This window comes from Pseudarthrobacter arbutini, from assembly GCF_054510915.1.
Genome location: NZ_JBTNDQ010000013.1, coordinates 128,395 through 147,665, shown reverse-complemented (window position 1 = coordinate 147,665; position 19,271 = coordinate 128,395). Strand labels below are relative to the sequence as shown.

The 19,271-nt window shown below is 65.0% G+C and carries 20 protein-coding genes; 12 read left to right on the top strand and 8 right to left on the bottom strand.

Features of this window, described 5'->3' with window-relative positions; all coding sequences use genetic code 11:
- Positions 1–59: 59 nt before the first annotated feature.
- Entirely contained in the window at positions 60–1,259 is a 1,200-nt protein-coding gene (locus tag ACX80V_RS15865; RefSeq protein ID WP_485843951.1) for a TIGR03364 family FAD-dependent oxidoreductase, read from the bottom strand.
- Positions 1,260–1,424: 165 nt separating this feature from the next.
- Here ACX80V_RS15865 and ACX80V_RS15860 point away from each other — a divergent pair, with 165 nt between their 5' ends.
- Positions 1,425–2,183 carry a GntR family transcriptional regulator gene (locus ACX80V_RS15860; protein ID WP_485843950.1) on the top strand — a complete coding sequence of 253 codons (759 nt, stop codon included), beginning with the start codon at positions 1,425–1,427 and terminating at the stop codon, positions 2,181–2,183.
- Positions 2,184–2,194: 11 nt separating this feature from the next.
- The gene (locus ACX80V_RS15855) at positions 2,195–2,899 is read left to right on the top strand and encodes a phosphonatase-like hydrolase (protein ID WP_485843949.1); all 705 of its coding nucleotides are present in this window, start codon (positions 2,195–2,197) and stop codon (positions 2,897–2,899) included.
- A 41-nt stretch (positions 2,900–2,940) separates the two neighbouring features.
- On the opposite strand, the gene ACX80V_RS15850 is transcribed toward ACX80V_RS15855, so the two are convergent.
- Entirely contained in the window at positions 2,941–3,912 is a 972-nt protein-coding gene (locus tag ACX80V_RS15850; RefSeq protein ID WP_485843948.1) for a matrixin family metalloprotease, read from the bottom strand.
- A 186-nt stretch (positions 3,913–4,098) separates the two neighbouring features.
- Here ACX80V_RS15850 and ACX80V_RS15845 point away from each other — a divergent pair, with 186 nt between their 5' ends.
- From ACX80V_RS15845 to ACX80V_RS15825, 5 genes are all read left to right on the top strand, one after another.
- Complete coding sequence (locus ACX80V_RS15845) at positions 4,099–4,872, top strand: oxygenase MpaB family protein (protein WP_485843947.1); 774 nt, start codon at positions 4,099–4,101, stop codon at positions 4,870–4,872.
- A 151-nt stretch (positions 4,873–5,023) separates the two neighbouring features.
- The gene (locus ACX80V_RS15840) at positions 5,024–5,932 is read left to right on the top strand and encodes a hypothetical protein (RefSeq protein WP_485843946.1); all 909 of its coding nucleotides are present in this window, start codon (positions 5,024–5,026) and stop codon (positions 5,930–5,932) included.
- Positions 5,933–6,460: 528 nt separating this feature from the next.
- Positions 6,461–6,640 (top strand): hypothetical protein, encoded by a 180-nt coding sequence (locus ACX80V_RS15835; RefSeq protein ID WP_185261628.1) that lies wholly within the window; start codon positions 6,461–6,463, stop codon positions 6,638–6,640.
- Positions 6,641–6,704: 64 nt separating this feature from the next.
- Entirely contained in the window at positions 6,705–7,274 is a 570-nt protein-coding gene (locus tag ACX80V_RS15830) for a GNAT family N-acetyltransferase (protein WP_485843945.1), read from the top strand.
- 63 nt (positions 7,275–7,337) lie between these two features.
- Positions 7,338–8,021, top strand: a complete 684-nt coding sequence (locus ACX80V_RS15825; protein WP_485843944.1) for a DNA alkylation repair protein — start codon at positions 7,338–7,340, stop codon at positions 8,019–8,021.
- A gap of 84 nt (positions 8,022–8,105) precedes the next feature.
- Here ACX80V_RS15825 and ACX80V_RS15820 read toward each other — a convergent pair whose 3' ends face one another.
- A complete protein-coding gene (locus ACX80V_RS15820; RefSeq protein WP_058931239.1) occupies positions 8,106–8,303 on the bottom strand; it encodes a hypothetical protein in 198 nt (65 codons plus the stop codon).
- Between the two features lie 184 nt (positions 8,304–8,487).
- Complete coding sequence (locus tag ACX80V_RS15815) at positions 8,488–9,030, bottom strand: TspO/MBR family protein (RefSeq protein WP_485843943.1); 543 nt, start codon at positions 9,028–9,030, stop codon at positions 8,488–8,490.
- 183 nt (positions 9,031–9,213) lie between these two features.
- On the opposite strand from ACX80V_RS15815, the gene ACX80V_RS15810 reads away from it, so the two are divergent.
- On the top strand, positions 9,214–9,546 hold the full coding sequence (locus ACX80V_RS15810) for an ArsR/SmtB family transcription factor (protein ID WP_485843942.1): 333 nt from the start codon (positions 9,214–9,216) through the stop codon (positions 9,544–9,546).
- Positions 9,547–9,559: 13 nt separating this feature from the next.
- The gene (locus ACX80V_RS15805; protein WP_485843941.1) at positions 9,560–10,057 is read left to right on the top strand and encodes an SRPBCC family protein; all 498 of its coding nucleotides are present in this window, start codon (positions 9,560–9,562) and stop codon (positions 10,055–10,057) included.
- Between the two features lie 121 nt (positions 10,058–10,178).
- Here ACX80V_RS15805 and ACX80V_RS15800 read toward each other — a convergent pair whose 3' ends face one another.
- Positions 10,179–11,471, bottom strand: a complete 1,293-nt coding sequence (locus ACX80V_RS15800) for an MFS transporter (RefSeq protein ID WP_485843940.1) — start codon at positions 11,469–11,471, stop codon at positions 10,179–10,181.
- Between the two features lie 26 nt (positions 11,472–11,497).
- Positions 11,498–12,718: a M20 metallopeptidase family protein gene (locus tag ACX80V_RS15795; RefSeq protein ID WP_485843939.1), complete on the bottom strand. Its 1,221-nt coding sequence runs from the start codon at positions 12,716–12,718 to the stop codon at positions 11,498–11,500.
- A 145-nt stretch (positions 12,719–12,863) separates the two neighbouring features.
- Here ACX80V_RS15795 and ACX80V_RS15790 point away from each other — a divergent pair, with 145 nt between their 5' ends.
- Entirely contained in the window at positions 12,864–13,901 is a 1,038-nt protein-coding gene (locus tag ACX80V_RS15790; protein WP_485843968.1) for an Lrp/AsnC family transcriptional regulator, read from the top strand.
- Between the two features lie 103 nt (positions 13,902–14,004).
- Positions 14,005–14,598: a DnaJ family domain-containing protein gene (locus ACX80V_RS15785; RefSeq protein ID WP_485843938.1), complete on the top strand. Its 594-nt coding sequence runs from the start codon at positions 14,005–14,007 to the stop codon at positions 14,596–14,598.
- Positions 14,599–14,683: 85 nt separating this feature from the next.
- Here ACX80V_RS15785 and ACX80V_RS15780 read toward each other — a convergent pair whose 3' ends face one another.
- Positions 14,684–17,041 (bottom strand): transglycosylase domain-containing protein, encoded by a 2,358-nt coding sequence (locus tag ACX80V_RS15780; protein ID WP_485843937.1) that lies wholly within the window; start codon positions 17,039–17,041, stop codon positions 14,684–14,686.
- Between the two features lie 230 nt (positions 17,042–17,271).
- Between ACX80V_RS15780 and ACX80V_RS15775 the strand changes: the two genes are divergently transcribed.
- Positions 17,272–17,913, top strand: a complete 642-nt coding sequence (locus ACX80V_RS15775) for a PadR family transcriptional regulator (protein WP_058931246.1) — start codon at positions 17,272–17,274, stop codon at positions 17,911–17,913.
- Between the two features lie 21 nt (positions 17,914–17,934).
- On the opposite strand, the gene ACX80V_RS15770 is transcribed toward ACX80V_RS15775, so the two are convergent.
- Positions 17,935–19,236, bottom strand: coding sequence for an ammonium transporter (locus ACX80V_RS15770; protein ID WP_485843936.1), 1,302 nt, complete (start codon positions 19,234–19,236; stop codon positions 17,935–17,937).
- Positions 19,237–19,271 lie beyond the last annotated feature (35 nt).

Below are 19,271 nucleotides of genomic sequence, written 5' to 3'. Positions count from 1 at the left end.
GGATCCTTGGGGGTCTTGGGGGGCTTGGGGGTCTTGGGGGAGGAAAAGAGGGAGTTGGTCTAGGGGAGGGTGGCGACGTTGCGGGCCGCCAGGCCGAAGGAAACGGTCATGCCGATTCCCGCGGTGACGGACACGGCAGTGACGCCGGGGGTAATGCCGGCAACAAGGAGCGGGCCCACCTCGCTGGAGGCGTAAATGCCCTGCCAGCGTTCCGTGATGTCGAGGGATTCGGCCCCCAGGACGCCCTGGATCCGGTCCAGCAGGAGCGCAGTGGTGGACTCTGCCAGGAAGGGGTCGGCGGTTTTCTGGTAGGCATGCGAGTCGCCCAACAGCAGCGTGCCGTCCGGGCGCTGGGTGAACATCACGTTGGCCCCGATGTCCAGGAGGCCCGGATCCTGCGCCTGGACTTCTGCGAGGAGCTCCGCCGCGGACGGCATCTCCACAAAGGCGCCGTAGCGGAGCATGGACGTGGCTGTCAGTACCGCCGGTTGCAGATCCAGCCCCTCCGGGCCTGCCGCGGCCGCCATCTGGAGAGAGCAGCGTTCGATCTTGTGCCCTTCGGCAAGTTCCGGGAAGAGCAGGTCCACGTCGTGGCCCACGCACACAAACACGTGGTCAGCCTCCACCTCGCCGCGGCTTGTCCGGACCAGGGCTGTCCGTTCGGTCCCCGCGCCAAAGCCGAGGGCGGAGGTGTTCCACCGCACGGACGTGTCAGGACGCGAATCCAGCCACGCGGCGAGGCTCGCCACGGTGGTCCGGGGATCGACCCTGAGGTCATCACGCAGCCATGCGCCGCCGACGACGACGGGACCTGTCGTTGCGTCCGGACCCTCAGCAGCAGCCGCTCGCCCCAGCCGGGCGGACGTTTCTGCGGCGCTGAGCAGAACGATCTGGCCGGGCTCGCGGTGTTCCGCCAGCTCGTGAAGGACGCGAAGTTCTGTTGCGGTGCGCGCCACCACCACGGCTCCGGATTCCGTGGCCCAGAAGCCGGCGCGTTCGGAGAAGTCCAGCCAGTGCTTGCGGCCGGTGATGGCAAGTTCATACAAGTCGCCGGTCTGGGCGGTGATGCAGCAGTGTCCGAAGTTCCGGATGGAGGCGCCCACTGCGCGGTGATCGCGATCAATGACCAGCACGGAGAGCCCCCGATCGGCGGCAAGGGCGGCGTGGGCCAGGCCCACGATGCCGGCCCCGACTACCACCACGTCCATGGAGGACGGGAGGCTGCTGGCGGCTTGGTTTTGAAGGTTTTCGGTATTCACAAGATCGATAGTGGCCGCCCGGGGCCAGGCCAATCAAGCCGGATTGGCACTTGTTTGAACAAGTTTACGGTTTGTTCATTGGAGGCCCGCGGAGTTAATGCCGTGTTCATTCGAGAGGGTCGAAATCCCTGGAAATCTCGCCCATCTAACTTGTATGATCAAGTCATGTCCCTTTCGCAGCTTCAGCCTCTCCACCAGCGCTTGACCGACGAACTTCGTGCCCGGATCACGTCGGGCATGTGGCCTGAGGGGTTCCAGATTCCCAGCGAGGCGGAGCTTTGCCGGGAGTTCGAGGCCTCGCGGGGAACCGTCCGGCAGGCCCTCGCGGCCCTGCGTGCTGAGGGCCTCATTTTGGGCGGGCGCGGCAAGCAGCCGGTGGCCGGTCGGGCGGCGCTGTCCCAGCCGTTCACCACATTTATGTCCTTTACGGAGTGGGCCGGATCCATTGGCAAGTCCCCGGGACAGCAGACCCAGGAGATCGCCCGCCGCCCGGCCTCGCCCGAGGTGGCGGCCCAGCTGGGCATCCAGGCGGGCGAGCCTGTGGTGGAGGTCCTGCGGCTGCGGCTCCTCGGGGACGCGCCGGCCATGGTGGAGCGGACCAGCTTTGTCCTCGACGTCGGGCGGCTGCTGTTCGACTTTGATACGGACAGCGGCTCCATCTTCAGCTTCCTGAAAAGCCAGGGCGTGGACCTGAGCCGGGGCCGGCACACCATCGACGCCGTGGCAGCCGAGGGACTGGACGTGGAACTGCTCGGCGTCGAACCCGGTTCACCCTTGCTCCGCGAGCGGCGCCTGACCTCATCCGCAGCCGGGGAGCCGATCGAATACTCCGACGACAGGTACAGCCCCGGCCTGACCAACTTCACCATCGAAAACACCAGCGAGCACCGCGCCAACCTGGTCCGCGTGCCAACCACAGCCTAAGGAACACCATAATGATTGAACTTGTAGCCCTCGACATGGCCGGAACCACCATCGACGAACACGGGGATGTCTACAGCGCCCTCGGGGAATCCGTCCGCGAGGCCGGCGCCGAGGTAACCCCCGAGGACCTCCAGGCGTGGATGGGCGCGGACAAGACCGAAGCCATCGCAGCGCTGTTGGAAATTGGCGGCATCGCCGCCGAATCCGGGCTTGTTGCGGGCACGTTTGTCCGCTTCCAGGAGATCCTGGCCGCCCTCTACGCCGCGAACGCACCCGTTCCCCTGGACGGTGTTGAGGATGCGCTGCGGACCCTGAAGTCCATGGGCATCAAGGTGGCCCTGACCACCGGATTCTCGCGGGATGTGGCCGATCCGCTGCTGGCCACGCTGGGCTGGCGCGTGGGCGACGGCGAGCTGCTGGACGCCGTGGTCACCTCCGACGAGGTGCCCCGCGGACGCCCGGCTCCCCATATGATCCACCGCGCGATGGAGCGCACCGGTGTCCTGAACGTGGGCGCCGTGCTGGCGGCCGGCGACACCGTCGTCGATCTGCAGGCCGCGGCTAATGCCGGCGTGGCCGGCGTCGGCGTCCTGACCGGGAAGCTCGGCGCGGAGGAGCTGGGCCGCCACCCGCACCTGCGGATACTTCCCGGCGTGAAGGACCTCCCCGAACTGGTGGGCGCCCTGGCCGCCGAAACTCCCGCCGTCGTTCGCTGACGGGCAAACGGTCAGCGGCACTGACGTGAATGCGTCGGGGATTACAGCCGCGGGACGCACTCCCCGGTTCCCAGCAACGCCAGCCCGGCGCGGTCGCCATCGCCGAAGTCGAACTGCCCGCTGTTTTCCTCATGCATCAGCTGCGTGGGATCGTCCACGTGGTCCAGCCCCAGGACGTGCCCCAGCTCGTGCATGATGATGGCGCGGATGTGGGCAGGTCCCTCCGGCCAGGCCAGTGTTTCCGCGAGGCCCGGCGCATCGAGGGTCACCTGGCCGGCGACGTACACATAGGGCTCGCCGGGAATATGGGCGTAGGCGCTTCCACCGGTCCCTGCAACCTTCCCCGCCAGCTTGGGTGCTTCCGCCGGGGACGACCACGCAATGAGAATCGGCGCCCACTGCTTGCCGTAGCGCGCCGGCTGGTACGCTTCGCGGGCTTCGGATGGCGCCTCGGACGTGGTTCCGTCATACACGAACTGCAGTCCCGAGGCCGCGGAAACTGCGGACACGGCCTCCTGGATAAGTACGTCCGTTCCTGGCGGTGCATTGTCCGGCCGGACCACGTAGTGCAGCGGACGGCACGGGTCGTAGGCCACAAAGGCCTGGCCCGGGTCCGGGGATTTCTGCAGGACATAGGCGGTGGATCCGCTGGTGGCCGGCGGCAGGCCGAGCGGGGCTGATGCGGCTTCAAACCCGGGTGGCGGCACTTTGGCGCCCGGCAGGTGGGGCATGGCTGCCGGCAACACAAACCGTTCGAAAAGGGTCGGCGTGAAGTAGAGACCCGCCACGAGGGCGATGCCCAGGACCGTGGCTTTGCGCGATTTCCACTTGCGCCCGCTGACTTTCCGGCGGTGGACGGTTCTCTTTGCCGAGATTGGCGAGATGGGGGCACCGCGCCACGGCTCGGGCGCTGGCGGCTTGCCCAGTGCCTCATCGATTGCCCATTGCGGAATGCGCCCGCTGGGCGAACGGCGGATGCGGGGAAACTCCCTGTCGCCAGAATCTGATTCCAACAGTTCCCCCCTTGCGCTGCCGTGCCATCTCCTTTGATGGTCTGCCCAGCATAGTGGCGGTCCCGTTGATCCGTACGAGATTGCCCTTCCACTGGCAGACGGAGTACATGTCCCTGTCCTTGTGGTATCCCGCATTGACGGCGTCGCCGGGGAAGTAGCGGTGGCCTTCTCCGGTATCGTGGGTCCATGGTGCGGAACCTGGCCGATATCGGAGCTGAAGGCGTATTGCTCGCCGGGGCCGGCCGCGCCATTCTGCTGCAGATCGCAAACCCTGCAGTGGGCCATGGCGTCGCCGAACACAGCGACTTCATAGCCCGGCCGCTGGACCGTTTCCGCGCCACCGTCACCTACGTCTACGCTGTGGTTTACGGAACCGAGGCCCAGGTTGCGGCCGTTCGCCGCAGCGTTAACCGGGCCCACTCCGCGGTCCGCCGCAAGCCCGACGCCGGCTCCCGCGGGTACAGCGCGTTCGATGCCCAGGCGCAATTATGGGTGGTGGCAACCTTGTACGACACCGCCATCACCATTTACGAGAAAATCTACGGCCCGCTCGACGACGAAGCGGCAGACTTCATGTACAGCGATTACGCAAGAATCGGCACCGTCCTGCAAGTGCCGGCGAACCTGTGGCCGGCCGACCGCGCAGCCTTCAGGACATACTGGGACACGTCCCTGCTGACACTGGAGCTGGACGCCGTCACCGCCGGCGTCGGCCGCGACCTCCTGTACCCGCCAGCCGGGCCACTCTGGCTGCGGATGAGTATGCCGCTGATCCGGTTCATCACCGCCGGGCAGCTGCCGGACCACCTGCGCGCCGGCTTCGGGCTGCCCTGGAGCGACCGCCACAGCCGCCTGTTCGACAGGGCCACCCGGTGGTCTGCCCTGGTCTATCCCCGGCTGCCGCGGCCGGTCCGGCACTTCGTCAAGAACTACTGCCTGGACCGGCTCCGCACCTCGTAGGAAATCACCGCGGGGTGCGAATTCAGCGCTGTAGGCCGGGCAGATTAGTTTCCCGCCCGGCGATGATTCTCTCCCGAAAGAGATAATTCTTAGAGTGCGACGCGGTTGCCCACAGAGTCTGGTAGGTGGCCGACGTTCGTATAGTGGCCATATGGCCGAGAAACTACCTAAGCACGAGGAACGAGACATCCGTCGTTATGTCGAAGGCCAGTCCCGGAATCAGGACGACCCTGACGATCCTGACACCAAAGTCACGCTGGTGCGGAAGGTAAGCAGCTACCGGCTACTCGGCACGGATTACGACGTCTACGACGTGCACATGCCGAAAGAGCGTTGGTGGGTTATCACCGAGCCGACCAACCTTTACTCTCAGGAGTCTTTCCCTGAGTACGATGTTGCCTTCTCTTTCCACGTCGGCTTGATGCTACGTGTGATGAACGGCGATCGTGTCGAGATTGACGACGATAAGGCCGAAGAAGTTGCTGGGGCTTGGAGGCGCTACGAAGCTGCCGTCACAGCAATGGACTCGGCTCGCGAGGCAGAGGATTATCAAGGCGTAGCTATAAAATGCCGTGAAGCCTTATTGGCATTTGGTCGTGAGCATCAAGATGCGGACTGGCTCTCCAATCCAGAGCTAAAACCGAAGGTCAACGACTTCAAAGGCTGGGCGACCCTGTACGCGCAGACCCTATCCACAGGGCGGCTGCGGCGCTACTTAAACGAGATTGCCGACAAGACCTGGGACGTTGCAGTAAGCCTCCAGCATGACTCAAACGCGACGGTATGGGACGCTGAGATGCTCTTGGATGCGACGTCACATGTCTTCCATATGTACTCAACAGCCATCGTCAAAGTGAAACGGAACCCACCTCGCCGGTGTCCCAAATGCAGCTCTTACCGCGTAGTTATTGACGGTGATATCCAGGTGCAGGATGGCGAGCAGGGTTGGCTCCAGGCGGATATCTGCTCGGCATGTGGGTACAGAGGCGCAGAGTCCTTCGAATCATGGGGTTACTTTGACAATGACCAGGAAGAGACTGGGGCCGCTGTGGTCGAATAACGACTCCAACAGCTCCCCTGGTGCAAACCATTGCCCTGGGGATTCCGGTTTCTCCGAGACGTGGGATTTTTGAATCCGCTCCCGGAATACGACAAAGTCTTTTCGGGCGTCGGGCGGAAGTCTGTCGCCGCGTCGGCGAAAAAGTGGCGCTGCGGTTCCCAGACCTTCGTGATGGCAGGACGTGGCCGGCAGAGTCATCCCACACGAATTCGTCGTCTTCCCGCCGTTGGCCGATGGGATCGACTCGGTCAAGGATGGTCTTCGCGAGGTCTGGCCCCTTGTTGACGGCGAATTCGCCCGAGTCTAAGAGTTGTCCAAGCCGCCGTCGGCTCACGGATGACTCCAGAGGCAGGTCACCGAGAACTCCTCGAAATCCACGAAACCCTTGGGAGCAGCCGGTATATGGCCCAGATCGGCCTCGGCGGCCTGCCGTTCGATGAAACGGCCTGCTCCATCGAACTGCTGGCCACCGAAATCATGCCGGCCGTGGCACACCATCTTTCGGCACCCCGGTGACGAATCCCTGTCATGAACTATTACAGCCAAGCGGCGCAGGAGCGCGTTCGGGACGCCGCATACGACGCAGTCGAGAAAGTCCTCAACAGCATGTTCGAACCGTTGAACCGGCAGGCCCTCACGGCGCGCTGGAACCAGGCCTGCGAGGCCATGGCCAAACACCTGGAGGCGCGGGACACCGGCGAGGAGTAGGGCGCACACCCTCGGCCTCAAATAGGATTGACGGACTGTCGGGATCGAAAGGTTTTAGCCGTCCATGAAGGTCACCACCACAACGCTCCAGATGCTCCGTCCGCCCGCCTGGACGGCGCGCCACTTGCCCGATGAGGCGCGGCTGGACCGGGCTGTTGGGGTGACTCCGGAGTTCGCCCGTTTCCTCTATGGCCTGGTGGGCGGGCCGTGGCACTGGACTGATCGGCTTGAGTGGACGCGGCGGCAGTGGGCGGAGGAGCTCGCGGTGCCGGGGACGGAATTCTGGGTCCTCTATGGGGAGGGCGTGCCGTGGGGCTATGTCCACCTTCAGCCCGTCGTCGCCGAGGACGGCACGCACGTCGAGGTCAGGTACTTCGGCCTTTCAGAGCAGGCGATCGGACGGGGCCTCGGCGGCCGGCTGCTGGAACACGGCATCACAGCGGCATGGTCGCTGGCACGACGCTTCGACCTCCCGCAGGTGTCCCGCGTCTGGGTCCACACCTGCACCCTCGACGGTCCCGCGGCCCTGGCAAACTACCAGTCCCGCGGCTTTGAGCCCTGCGGGACCGAGGACGCGGACACGGAAGTGGAGGAGGAGCCGCTCGGTTCCTGGGTGGCCACCGGCGGTCGATAATCTGCTGCAAACCCGCCAACGGCCGTAGGCTGGAACCGACAAGAGGGTGACCCAAAGGGTGACATGTCGGAAACGATATCGGCCGGGTTGCTGGGCGAAGTGATGGCCAAGCTGGCCGTGCTTGAGGACCCCAAGATGCGCGAGGCGAACGAGAAGCGCGGCGACGACCACGGCGTGAACCTGTCCAAGCTGCGTGCGGTCGCGAAGCGGCTGAAGACGCAGCAGGAGCTCGCGCGCGAGCTCTGGTCCACGAACGACACTCCGGCCAGGTTGGTGGCGCTGCTGATTTGCCGGCCAAAGGCCTTCGAACGCGACGAACTGGACACCATGCTCCGCGAGGCGCGCGCCCCCAAAGTGCACGACTGGCTCGTGAATTACGTCGTGAAGAAGAGCCCGCACGCGGAGGACCTTCGCGTGGCCTGGATGGCTGACCCGGATCCGGTGGTCGCCAGCGCCGGTTGGGCCCTGACCAGCGAACGGGTGGCGAAAAAGCCCGCAGGGCTCGACCTCCCCGGGCTGCTGGACATTATCGAGGCCCAGATGAAGGACGCCCCGGACCGGCTGCAGTGGGCCATGAACCACACGCTGGCCTTCATTGGGATCGAGCATCCCGAGCACCGGGCCCGGGCGCTCGATATCGGCCAACGGCTCGAGGTCCTCAAGGACTACCCGACGCCCCCGAACTGCACGTCACCGTTCGCGCCGATCTGGATCAACGAGATGGTGAGCCGCCAGGCCACCGCGTAAGGCTGTCAGCCCGGAAGCAAAACTGAAGCGGACGACGCCGGGAACCTCCCGCCGTCGTCCGCTTCAGTTTTGGCCGTGAACCGATCAGACGGTGGCGAGCTGGCGTTCCTGGCCACGGACGCTGACCGTGAATGTGTTGGGGCCGCTGCACTGGACCGCAATGCGGCATTTGGTGGTGTTCGCCTTGACTGAGAGGTCGTGCACAATGCTCTCCAGGGTGTGCTCAATCGCAGACCGGTCCCAGATTTTCAGCGTGATGGAGTCAGTGTTTTCAAACGTCATTGTCAGTACTTTCGCTCATGCAGTTAACGGCTCCGCGTCGTCCTTGAGGGGGCCGCATCCTCGTCGGTGAGGATTGCTGATCTTGGTAGTGCGGGAACGGGTCCCGATCTCATGGTTCATGCTTGCCGCCGGGATTTGCAACAGAAATGGCGAAAGTGTGAGCGATTACACGCTCGCGCCGGCTTTAGTTACTGACGGCGGCGTAAAGGTTCAGGGACGCCGAAAACACCAGCCACGACACGTTCGGCAGCATCAGCAGTCCGGCCGTTGGGCTGATGGGTCCAAAGCGCAGAACTGTCAGGGCCGCTGTGAGGAAGAGGGCGGCGAGGACGGCCAGGGCCAGCCAGAGCGCCGCGGTCCCCAGTATGGGATACAGCCCGAAGAACGTCATGGGCCAGAGCAGGTTCAAGGCCAGTTGGAGCCCATAGAGCCTGAGTGCGCGGCGGCGCGGGTGGCGCCTCTGCCGCCACACCAGCCAGGCCGCCACGGCCATTGCCGCGTACAGGACCAGCCAGACCCACGTGAACATCAGCCTGGGAGGCGTCCAGGGGGCTTTGTCCGCCAGGGCGTACCAGCCGCCGGCAGCCGTTCGGATCGGGAGGGACCCCACGAACGACACGGCCCAGGACAGCGCGAGGAAGCCGATCAGGGCGGCAACCTGCCGCCGTCGGGACGGCCCGTCCGGGACTGCCGGACCTTGCGCTTCGGTGGGGACAGTGTCAGGCACTGACCCACTGTGGACAATGGCGGGTACCCGCGTCAAACCCGGAGGCATCGGAGGTCGCCGTCAGGGTCCCTTCGAGATGGCATTTCGCGGCAATGTTGACCGGCGGCACTGCCGTGAAATGCCATCTCGCGGACCGCATTTAAGCCTTGACACCCCTCCGCCACCGGCGTATCGTACAACCAAATGGTTGTAGATAAGCTCAGAGACGCGGACGTGGACCGCCTGTTCCAGGCGCTCGCGGACGCCACCCGGAGGGACATTGTCCGGCGGGTGACGGCGGGGGAGTCTTCCGTCTCCGGCCTCGCCGCCCTCTACGCCATGAGTTTCGCCGCCGTCCAGAAGCATGTGGCGGTGTTGGAGCGGGCTTCCCTGGTGACAAAGGAGAAGCGCGGAAGGGAGCAGATCGTGCGGGGTAACCACGAAGGACTGCAGAAGGCCCGCCGGCTGCTCGATGAGTACGAGGCGATCTGGCGGCAGCGTGCCGAACGGATCGCGGACATTCTGGCTGAAGGATAGGAAAGGTACGGCAATGCCTGTTATCAGTTCCATCAAAAATCTCGAGGCACTCAGCCTCACCCTCGTCGCCGAGTTCGACGCCGCCGTCGAGCGCGTCTGGCAGATTTGGGAGGACCCGCGGCAGCTTGAGCGCTGGTGGGGTCCGCCCAACTATCCGGCCACGTTTGACCGGTTCGACTTCCAGCCCGGCGGGAAGGCCGACTATTACATGACCACCCCCGAAGGCGAGAAGCCCCGAGGCTGGTGGAAATTCAGAACCATCGAGGCGCCGCGCAAGCTCGAATTTGATGACGGCTTCGCTGACGAAACCGGAGCGCCCGTGGATGCCATGGGCAGTGCCCATGCCGCTGTTGACCTCGAGGATCTCGGCGGCCGCACCCGGATGACCATTATGTCCACGTTCGACTCCGAAGAGCAGATGGAAGAAATGGTCAAGATGGGCATGGAGGAAGGCATGAAGGAGGCTGCCGGCCAGATCGACGCCGTCCTCGCCGAACACGCCCGCGCCTGAGTAACGCTGACGCTTTCACGCAAAGGCTAGCGCGAACGGACACTTGAGGCCCCAGGATCCGGGGCCTCAAGTGTCCTTTCGCGCGTGGTGGTGGTCGCTCCTACGGAGGCGGCGTTGCCGGTTAGTGCGTCAGGTCCTTGCCCTTGGTCTCCGGGATGGTGAACACAAACGCGATGCTGATGGCCAGCAGGACCACCGCGTACACGTTGAAGAGGTTGCCCTGTCCGATGGAGCCGAGCCAGGCCTGAAGGTACGGTGCGGTACCCCCGAAGACTGCGACGCAGATGGAATACGGGACGCCCACGCCGACCGTGCGGATCTTGGTGGGGAACAGTTCGGCGTATACGGCCGGGACGATTGCTGCGCTGCCGGCGATGAAAAACAGCATGACGGACATCGTGACTGCGAGCTGCCACGGAGAGTCCTTCAGCAGCCAGGTCATGGGGAAGTGGAACAGCGCGGCGCCGGCGGCGCTCATGATCATAACGGGCCTGCGGCCGATACGGTCCGAGAGTTTGCCCCAGAACGGCAGCGCGGCGATGAACAGCACGTTGGCGATCACGCTGGCCCAGAGGGCCTCGCCACGGTCCATCTTGAGGACCGACGCGGCATAGCTGGGAGTCACGACGCCCCAGATGTAGTAGGTCACAGTCAGGCCGACGGTCAGGCCAATCACCTGCAGGGCCTGCTTGCGGTGCTGGTAGATCTGTGGCCACATCGGCTCGTGCTTTTCCGTGGGCGATTCTGCCTCGAACGCCGCCGTTTCCTTCATGCGGGCCCGCATGAACAGGGCGTAGAGGCCCATGGCGCCGCCGATAAGGAATGGCACCCGCCAGCCCCAGGCGTTCATGTCGGCCGTGCTCAAGACGTTGGAGAGGATGGCGCCGAGCATGGTTCCGGCCAGGATGCCGACCGTGCCGGACGTATAAATGAGCGTTGCCCAGAAGCCACGGTGTTCCTTGGGCGCCATTTCCGAGAGGTAGGTCTGCGACGACGGCAGCTCTCCACCGTGGGCAAGGCCCTGGATAAGCCGAGCCACCAGCAGCAGGACCGAGGCGAAGGCCCCCACGGCCTCGAAAGTGGGGGCGACGCCGATGATCATGCTGCCCAGGGCAGCGAGGCCCACCGCGAACGTCATGGACGTCTTGCGGCCGATCCGGTCACCGATCCAGCCGAACACGAAGCCACCGAACGGACGGGCGACAAAGCCGACGGCGAAGATCGCCAGGGTGGCGAGGAAGGCCGACGTCGGATCCGCCTTGCTGAACAGTGCACTCGCGATGAACGGCGAGAACGTGGCATAGATGGCCCAGTCGTACCATTCAACGGCGTTGCCGATGCCGGTGCCGACGAGGGTGCGCAGGTGGGACTTGTGAACCTGGACGTCGGCTGGGACGCCTGCAGTGGTGGTCATCGTGTGCTCCATGAAGTGGGGGAAGTTTAGTTGGCCGAGGCCAGGGCCGCGATGCGGGAGACGGCCAGCTCTGCGTAGAGAGCGGTTCCGTCGGACAGCACCCCGTCGTCAAAGGCTGCGTACGGGGAGTGGTTGAAGGAGGTTTCGGTGTGGTCGGCGCCGGGGGCGACGGCGCTGAGCCCGATAAACGTCCCGGGTACTTCCGCCAGCACCCTCGAAAAATCCTCAGAGCCACTGAGCGGGGTGGCCCAGCGGGTGAGCCGGGAGGTTCCAAAGAGGTCTTCGATGGTCTTCTCCGCCGTGTGTGTTTCGTCGTCGTCGTTGACGGTGAGGGGGTACTCGTGACGGTAATCGACGTCCACCTCGAGGCCGTGGGCAGCGGCGATGCCCTTCAGCAGCGTGGGAACGGCAGTCATCATCCGTTCCCTGGCGGCGTCCGAGAAGGTCCGGATGGTGGCTTCAATGCGCGCCGTTTCAGGGATGATGTTGCGTTTTGTGCCGGCATGGAGGACGCCCACGGTCAGGACCACTGGATCGAACATGTTGAACTGGCGGGTGATCATAACCTGCAGGGCAGTCACCATTTCTGCGGCCGCCGTGACCGGGTCCTTGGCCGCGTGCGGAGCCGAGCCGTGGCCGCCGGCGCCAAGAACCGTGACAGTCAGGGCATCCGAAGCGCTGAGCATCACCCCTGGCTTGGTGCAGAACCGGCCGTGCGGCTCCAAGGCGGAAAAGACGTGCATCCCATAGGCGGCATCAACCCGGCGCCCGGCCGCCTCCAGCACGCCCTCGCGGATCATGTGGCTTGCTCCGTCAAAGCCTTCCTCGCCCGGCTGGAACATCAGCACAACGTCGCCGGCCAGCTGGTCCCGGCGCTCCGCCAAAAGGGTGGCTGCTCCGGCGAGCATGGCGGTGTGGAGGTCGTGGCCGCAGGCGTGCATGGCGCCGTCGATCTTCGATGAGAACTGGGCGCCGGTCCGCTCCTGGACAGGGAGGCCGTCCATGTCGGCACGCAGGAGGACCGCTGGTTTGGTTGCCGATGCGTGCGGCGCGGAGCCGCGCAAGACCGCGGTGACCGACGTCGTGCTCTTGCCCAGGGTGATTTCGAACGGTAGTCCGTCGAGCGCCTTGAGGACTTTTTCCTGGGTCCGGGGGAGGTGCAGCCCGATCTCCGGCTCCTGATGCAGCTCGTGGCGGAACCGGGCGATCTCGCCCTGTAGTTCCTTGGCGTCGGTGGTGATCGACATCTGCTCTCCTAATTTCTGAACGTTTGGTCAGTGACCCGCTTCCATTGTGAAGTGATGCGGTTCACAAGCTGCGAAATAGCTTGAAAAAATCAAAAGTATGATGGAAATGGCAGGATTCATTCACTGAAGCGTGGGGAGTGGCGAGGTGGTGCTCAGCGAGGAAGACCTGGCCCTGATCAACGCGCTGCAGATTGCACCGCGGATCAGCTGGTCCGATGCGGCCACCGTGCTGGGAGTGCACGCCACCACGCTGGCCGCACGCTGGGACAGGCTGAGGTTGTCAGGGGCGGCCTGGACGACGGCCCACCTGATCGGCGATCCCAAGCAGATGTGCCTGGCGTTGGTGGACGTGGACTGCGAAATGCGGCTGCGGGACGAGGTGACCGCGGCGCTCGCCGCCATCCCGGAAGTGGTCACGGTGGAGGAAGCTGCAAGCAACCGGGACCTCATGCTGACCGTCATAGTGCCCACCTTGGCCCGGTTCACGGAGGAGGTGCTTCCACGGTTCAAGGAGATCCCCGGACTGCTGAAGTACCGGACCTCGTTGTGCACCCGCCTGCACTCCGGTGGCTATACGTGGCGGCTCAACATTCTGGACAAGGCGAAGCAAAAAGCGCTTTATGCCTTAGCCGGCCCCGAGGCGACCGGTTCGGCGGCCCCGATGACCGGAGCTCCACTGCCGTCCAGCCACCTGGATCTGATCCCGTTCCTTGCGAGGGACGGGCGCGCGGGCGCCGCGGACATCGCCCGGAGCCTGGGCAGGAGCCCGGCGACAGTCCAGCGGCAGCTTAACAGGGTGCTGGCCAGCGGGCTGCTGTCCTTCCGTTGTGAAATTGCCCAGAAGCTCTCCGGCTATCCGGTCAGCTGCCAGTGGTTCGCCAACGTACCGGCGGGCCAGCACGAGGCTGCTGCTGCCGAACTCCGCAGCCTCCGCACGGTCCGGCTCAGCGCGTCCACTACGGGGAGCACAAATTTTGTCATCCTCATGTGGCTGCATTCGCTGGCCGATGTGATGAACGCCGAATTGGCCCTCCAGCAACGCATCCCGGAGATCGAGCTCGTGGAGAGCGTCGTGATCCTGAACACCGCCAAGCGGGTGGGCTGGATGCTGAACCCGGATTCGACGGCGAGCGGCGCGGTGGTGGTCTCCGGCACGGAGCTGCCGTCTTTGGGGCTCCAATGAGCCGTGGTGCCCGCCGTGGGTGGCGCTCGTTGAAACCTGCGGTCCTCGTCTGAATACTGGAAGTCTGAAAGGTTGGGACGGGCAAGGAGGCGGTGAAGGGGTTATGGGCGGCGGAGACAGTGCCTTCAAGCGCCGGCTGGAACGGGCTGCGGAAGTGCGCTCCTACCGGGGCGCCGGCATCAGTGCCGAGGAAGAGGCCGAACTCGAGGCCGCCGAGGCCAAGGAACGGGACAAACGCAAGAAGGTCGACGATGCGCGGCGGGCGGAGTACCTGATCCGGGACGCCATGGCACAGGGCAAATTCGACAACCTCAAATACGCCGGCAAGCCCATCCCCGGGCTGGGCGAGGCCTACGATCCTGACTGGTGGGTCAAGGGCCTGATCCAGCGCGAGAACATCAGCGGGCTGGGCCCCAAAGCCATCCTGCTCCGCACCGAAGACGCCGAACTGGACGGCCGGCTTGATGCGCAGTTCACCGAGAAACAAGTCCGGGACATCCTCGCCGACTTCAATGCCCGGGTGATCGACGCCCGCCGCCAGCTCCAGGGCGGCCCGCCCGTCGTCACCAAAACGCGGGACGTCGACGCCGAGGTGGCGCGCTGGCACGAACGCCGCGCCGCCCGCGGACAGGACGCCCTACCTGAACCGGAGCCGCAGCGCTCCTGGTGGCAGCGGCTCTGGCGCGGCACTACCTAGCTGAGCGGGCGAGGGGAACGCGCGACGTAGGCAACGGACGACGGCGGCGCCTCCCGCCGTCGTCGGCTGTCAGGGTCGTCGGCTCCTAGCGTCTTCCGCCCGGGAAGCCGTTCTGAGGCGGAATGCCCGGAATCTCGGGCATGGGCGGCGGGACGGGCGCGGGCTCAGGAGCAGGGGCAGGAGGTGGTGCAGGTGCGGGCTCCGGCGCGGGAGCCGGCGCTGGAGCGGGTGCTGGTGCGGGCGCCGGGGCGGGTGCAGGCCTCGGCGCGGCCGGTGCGGGAGTCGGTTTCGGCGGGGCAATCATGGATGCCGGCGGGGCCGGGAACGGGTTTGCCGGGTAGAGCGGGGCGGCCTGGAGCATGTAGTTGACCCACTGCGGCCCGGCGATCATGTAGCCGTCAAGGCGGGGGTAGAACTGGCCGTTGATGGTGACGTTCTGGCCGGGGCGGTTCTGGCCCTCCAATGCGTCGCCAAAGAAAGACGCTGTAGCCAGCCCCGACGTATAGCCCACCACCCAGGTGGAGCCGTTGTTGTTGGACGTGCCGGTCTTGGCGGCAACGGGCATCAGCGTATGGATTTTGGGGTTGATCCACACGCCGGAGCCGACCTTCAGCACGTCCTGGAGCACTGCGTTGACGCCCCGGGCAACCTCAGGTTTGACGGCGTCGCGGCACTCGCTGGTCTGGCCCGGGAGTTTCCCGCCCGACATGTCCGTCACCTCAAGCACGGCAATGGGGGCGCAGTACCGGCCGTCGTTGGCGAAGGTGGCGAAACCATTGGCCAGATGGACCGGCGCCACGCCGATTGCCCCGAGGAGATTGCCCAGCTGATGCATGTTGATCTGCGCGCCATCGAGTCCGCTGTGCAGCCCCACGCTGTCCACCATCTTCTGGATGCCGCAGAAATCGAGCTGGGTGGCCGAGGCGAAGGTGGCCGTGTTGATGGAGTTGTACAGCCCGTAGTTCACGGGCATGGCGCGGTAGTAGCCCTCGTCCGAATTCTGCAGGTCATCGGCGGCGCCCAGCTCAGGGTTGTTCTGCGCCGTGCTGTAGGCGCCCAGCACCTTTCCGCAGGTGGAGCGCCACGGGAAGCCCAGCGGATACACCCGGCGGGAGGCGTCCACCATGCCCGTCAGCGGCTTGCCCTCGTTCAGCCACTCGGCGAACGTGAAGGGCTTCATGGTGGAGCCTGGCTGGAAACCGCCCGCCCCGTTGAGGTCATTGCCTTGCGGATCGCGGGAGTCCACGTTGAAATTCAGTTGCGTATCGAACCTGCCCTCGGCCGGCAGGAATACCGTGTTCTGCGCCATGGCCAGGATTTTCCCGGTGCCCGGCTGGATCGACACCAGCGACGCGCCCCAGCGGTCGGGATTCGCCCCGGCGGTGGCGTCCACCTGCGCCTGGGCCGCCGCCTGGAGCCGGCTGTCCAGCGTAGTGACGATGGTGAGCCCGCCCCGGAACAGCTTCCGCTCGCGCTCGATCAGGGTGGTGCCGTAGGCCGGGTTGTTCAGGATCAGATGCGAAATGTAGTCGCAGAAGTAGGGTGCCATCTGGGCGTGGGCGCAGCCCTGCTTCCCCGGACTGAGCTTGAGTTCGATGGGCGTGGCCGCGGCGGCGTCGTGGTCCGCCTGGGTGATCTTGCCCGTGGCCAGCATCTCGGAAAGAACCTGATTCCGGCGGCTTGTGGCCTGCTCCGGATTGACCGCGGGGTTGTAGTAGCTGGGGCTGTTGACCAGCCCGGCCAGCAGGGCGGCCTGCGGCAGGTTGAGATCGGCGGCCGTGGTGCTGAAGAAATACCGTGCCGCCGCCTCGATTCCGTACGCCTCGCGGTTAAAGAACACGATGTTCAGGTAGCCCTCAAGGATCTGGTCCTTGCTGAACTTCTTCTCCAGCGCGATGGCCAGCTTCATCTCCCGGAGCTTGTCCCCAATGCTCTTCTGGCCGCTGAGGATCACCTCGTCGGTTTTGTCCTGGGACACGAAGGACTCGTTGATCACGTTGGTGACGTACTGCTGGGTAATCGTGGAGGCGCCCTGCCTGCCCTCACTCGTCAGGTTGAAGATCGCGGCCCGGACGATCCCCTGCGGGTCGATGCCCGGGTGCTCATAAAACCGGCTGTCCTCGATGGCCACGATGGCATCCCGGACAAAAGGCGATATCCGGTCCAGGGGGATCCTGATCCGGTTCTCGGTATAGAACGTGGCGATTGGCTGGCCGTCGGAGGTGAGGACTTTGGTGGATTGCGACGGCGGCCCGACGATCAGTTCCGTGGGCAGATTTTCAAAGTAGCTGATGGAGGTGCTTACTCCGTAGCCGACCGTCGCAACAGCGGGGACCACCAGGCTTGCGGCCAGTACGCCGCACATGGCGCTCGCCGCGAAAAATCCGATGACCCTGCCCAGGGTGGAGGCCAACCGGTGCCTGCGTTTCTTTTGCTGCGCCATTGTTCAGCCCTAGCTCGCGACGTGTGAACAGGATACGCCGCTGGACCTGTTGCATCCAGATCCTGGACCAACTGATGCCAAGCCGGTATTTTCCGTCCCTATAGTCTTGTTCTAGGTCTTGTCACGCGATACATACCGATATATCGTTAAGTGTCGGTGAGTAGTTGACCGATAACCATTCAACAAGGGCCAAGAAGCATTCAAAAAGACAGAGAAGGGACGATGCCACCATGAAAGGCATTCACGACGACAAGTTTTTGGAACCGCCGTTCGGGCGGGGACAGTTCGGGCGGGGACGGTTTGAGCGCGGCAGGGGCCGCCGCGGACCGCACGGGCACCGCGGGGGAGGGTTTGGCCCGGGCTTTGGCCCACGGGGCGGATTTGGTCCCGGTTTTGGACCGGGCGGAGGGTTCGGTCCCGGCTTTGGGCCCGGTCCCCGGCGGGCAAGCAGGGGGGACGTCCGGTGGGCTATCCTGTCACTGCTGGCCGAGGCCCCGTCCAACGGTTATGGCCTGATCAAGACCATCGCGGAGAAAACATCCGGCGCATGGCGGCCCAGCCCCGGGTCGATCTACCCCACACTCCAGCAGTTGGTGGACGAGGACCTCATTGCGCCCCTCAGCGAGGGCCGGCGGACCGACTTCACCCTCACGGACGCCGGCAAGGCCTACGTGGCCGAGCATGCGGAGGAACTGGAGAACGCGTGGAACAGCGATGCGGAAGGATCCGGACCCGCCTTCCACCAGAGTGTGGGCAAGCTGATGGGGGTCATTCATCAGTTCCGTACGGCCGCTACGGAAGAACAGCGCAATGCTGCGGTGGAAAAGCTCGACGAAACCCGCCGCGCGCTCTACCGGATCCTGGCCGACTGAGCGCTTTTGAACGCTGTGGCCTCAGGCGAACGTGTCTTCCTTGGCGGGAGCGGCAGCAGGTGCCGTGACGCCGCGGCCCCCTGGGTTGAAGTGGCTACCCAGCCCGCCGAAGGCGTAGGCGGTCTCGGCATGCTCGGAGAGATCCACCCCTGCCATCTCGGCCTCGTGGCTCACCCGGAACCCGATGGTCCTGTTGATGGCCCGCCCGATCACCAGGGTCACACCGCCGGAGAGAACTACGGTGACTACTACCGCCACGGCCTGCGCCGTCAGTTGCTGGAGACCGCCGCCGTAGAAGAGGCCGCCGCCCTGGCCGTCCACGGGGAGAGCGACGAAGCCCAGGGCGAGTGTGCCGATGAGCCCGGCGCCGAGGTGGACTCCCACCACATCCAGGGAGTCGTCCAACCCGAACCGGTACTTCAGGTCAACAAACACGCAGCAGGCTGCCCCGGCCACCAGGCCCAGGCCGATGGCGGCCACTGGGCTGATGTTGGCGCAGGACGGTGTGATGGCCACCAGGCCGGCAACAACACCGGAGGCTGCGCCCAGGGACGTCGGGTGGCCGTGGCGGATCTTCTCCGCCAGCAGCCAGCTGAGCATGGCCGCGGCCGGGGTGACCAGGGTGTTGATCCAGATCAGGCCGGCCTGCTCCGCGGTGGTGGCCGCGCCGCCGTTGAACCCGAACCAGCCGAACCACAGGATGGCCGCACCCAGCATGATGAACGGGACGTTGTGCGGGCGGTGGCTGGGATCCTTGGCGAAGCCGTGGCGCTGGCCAACCACCAGGGCCAGGACCAGGGCCGCCGTGCCCGAGCTGATTTCCACCACTGCACCGCCGGCGAAGTCGATGACCTGGCCGAAGGCCTCGGTGATGGCTCCGCCGGTGCTCATGAGCCCGCCGCCCCAGATCATGTAGGCCAAGGGGCAATAAACCAGAGTGACCCACAGCGGCACGAACACTGCCCAGGCGCTGAACTTGGCGCGGTCCGCGATGGCCCCGCTGATGAGGGCCACCGTGATGATGGCGAAGGTGGCGCTGAAGCCTGCCTTGATGAGGTCAGGGGAGCCCATGAGGTTCTGCAGCCCGAAGTTGGCGAAGGGGTTGCCAAAGATGCCCAGGATTCCCTCGCCGGTGGTCATCGAGTATCCCCATAGGACCCACACAACTCCCACGATGCCGGCGGAGATGAAGCTCATCATGATCATGTTCAGCGCTGCCTTGGCGCGCGTCATGCCGCCATAGAAGAGACCGAGCCCGGGTGTCATAAGCAGCACCATGGCCGCCGCGATCATCATCCAGACGTGTTGCGCAGTGATCTCCACCGGTGGGTCCCTTCCATTGATCCTGAATACGGGGA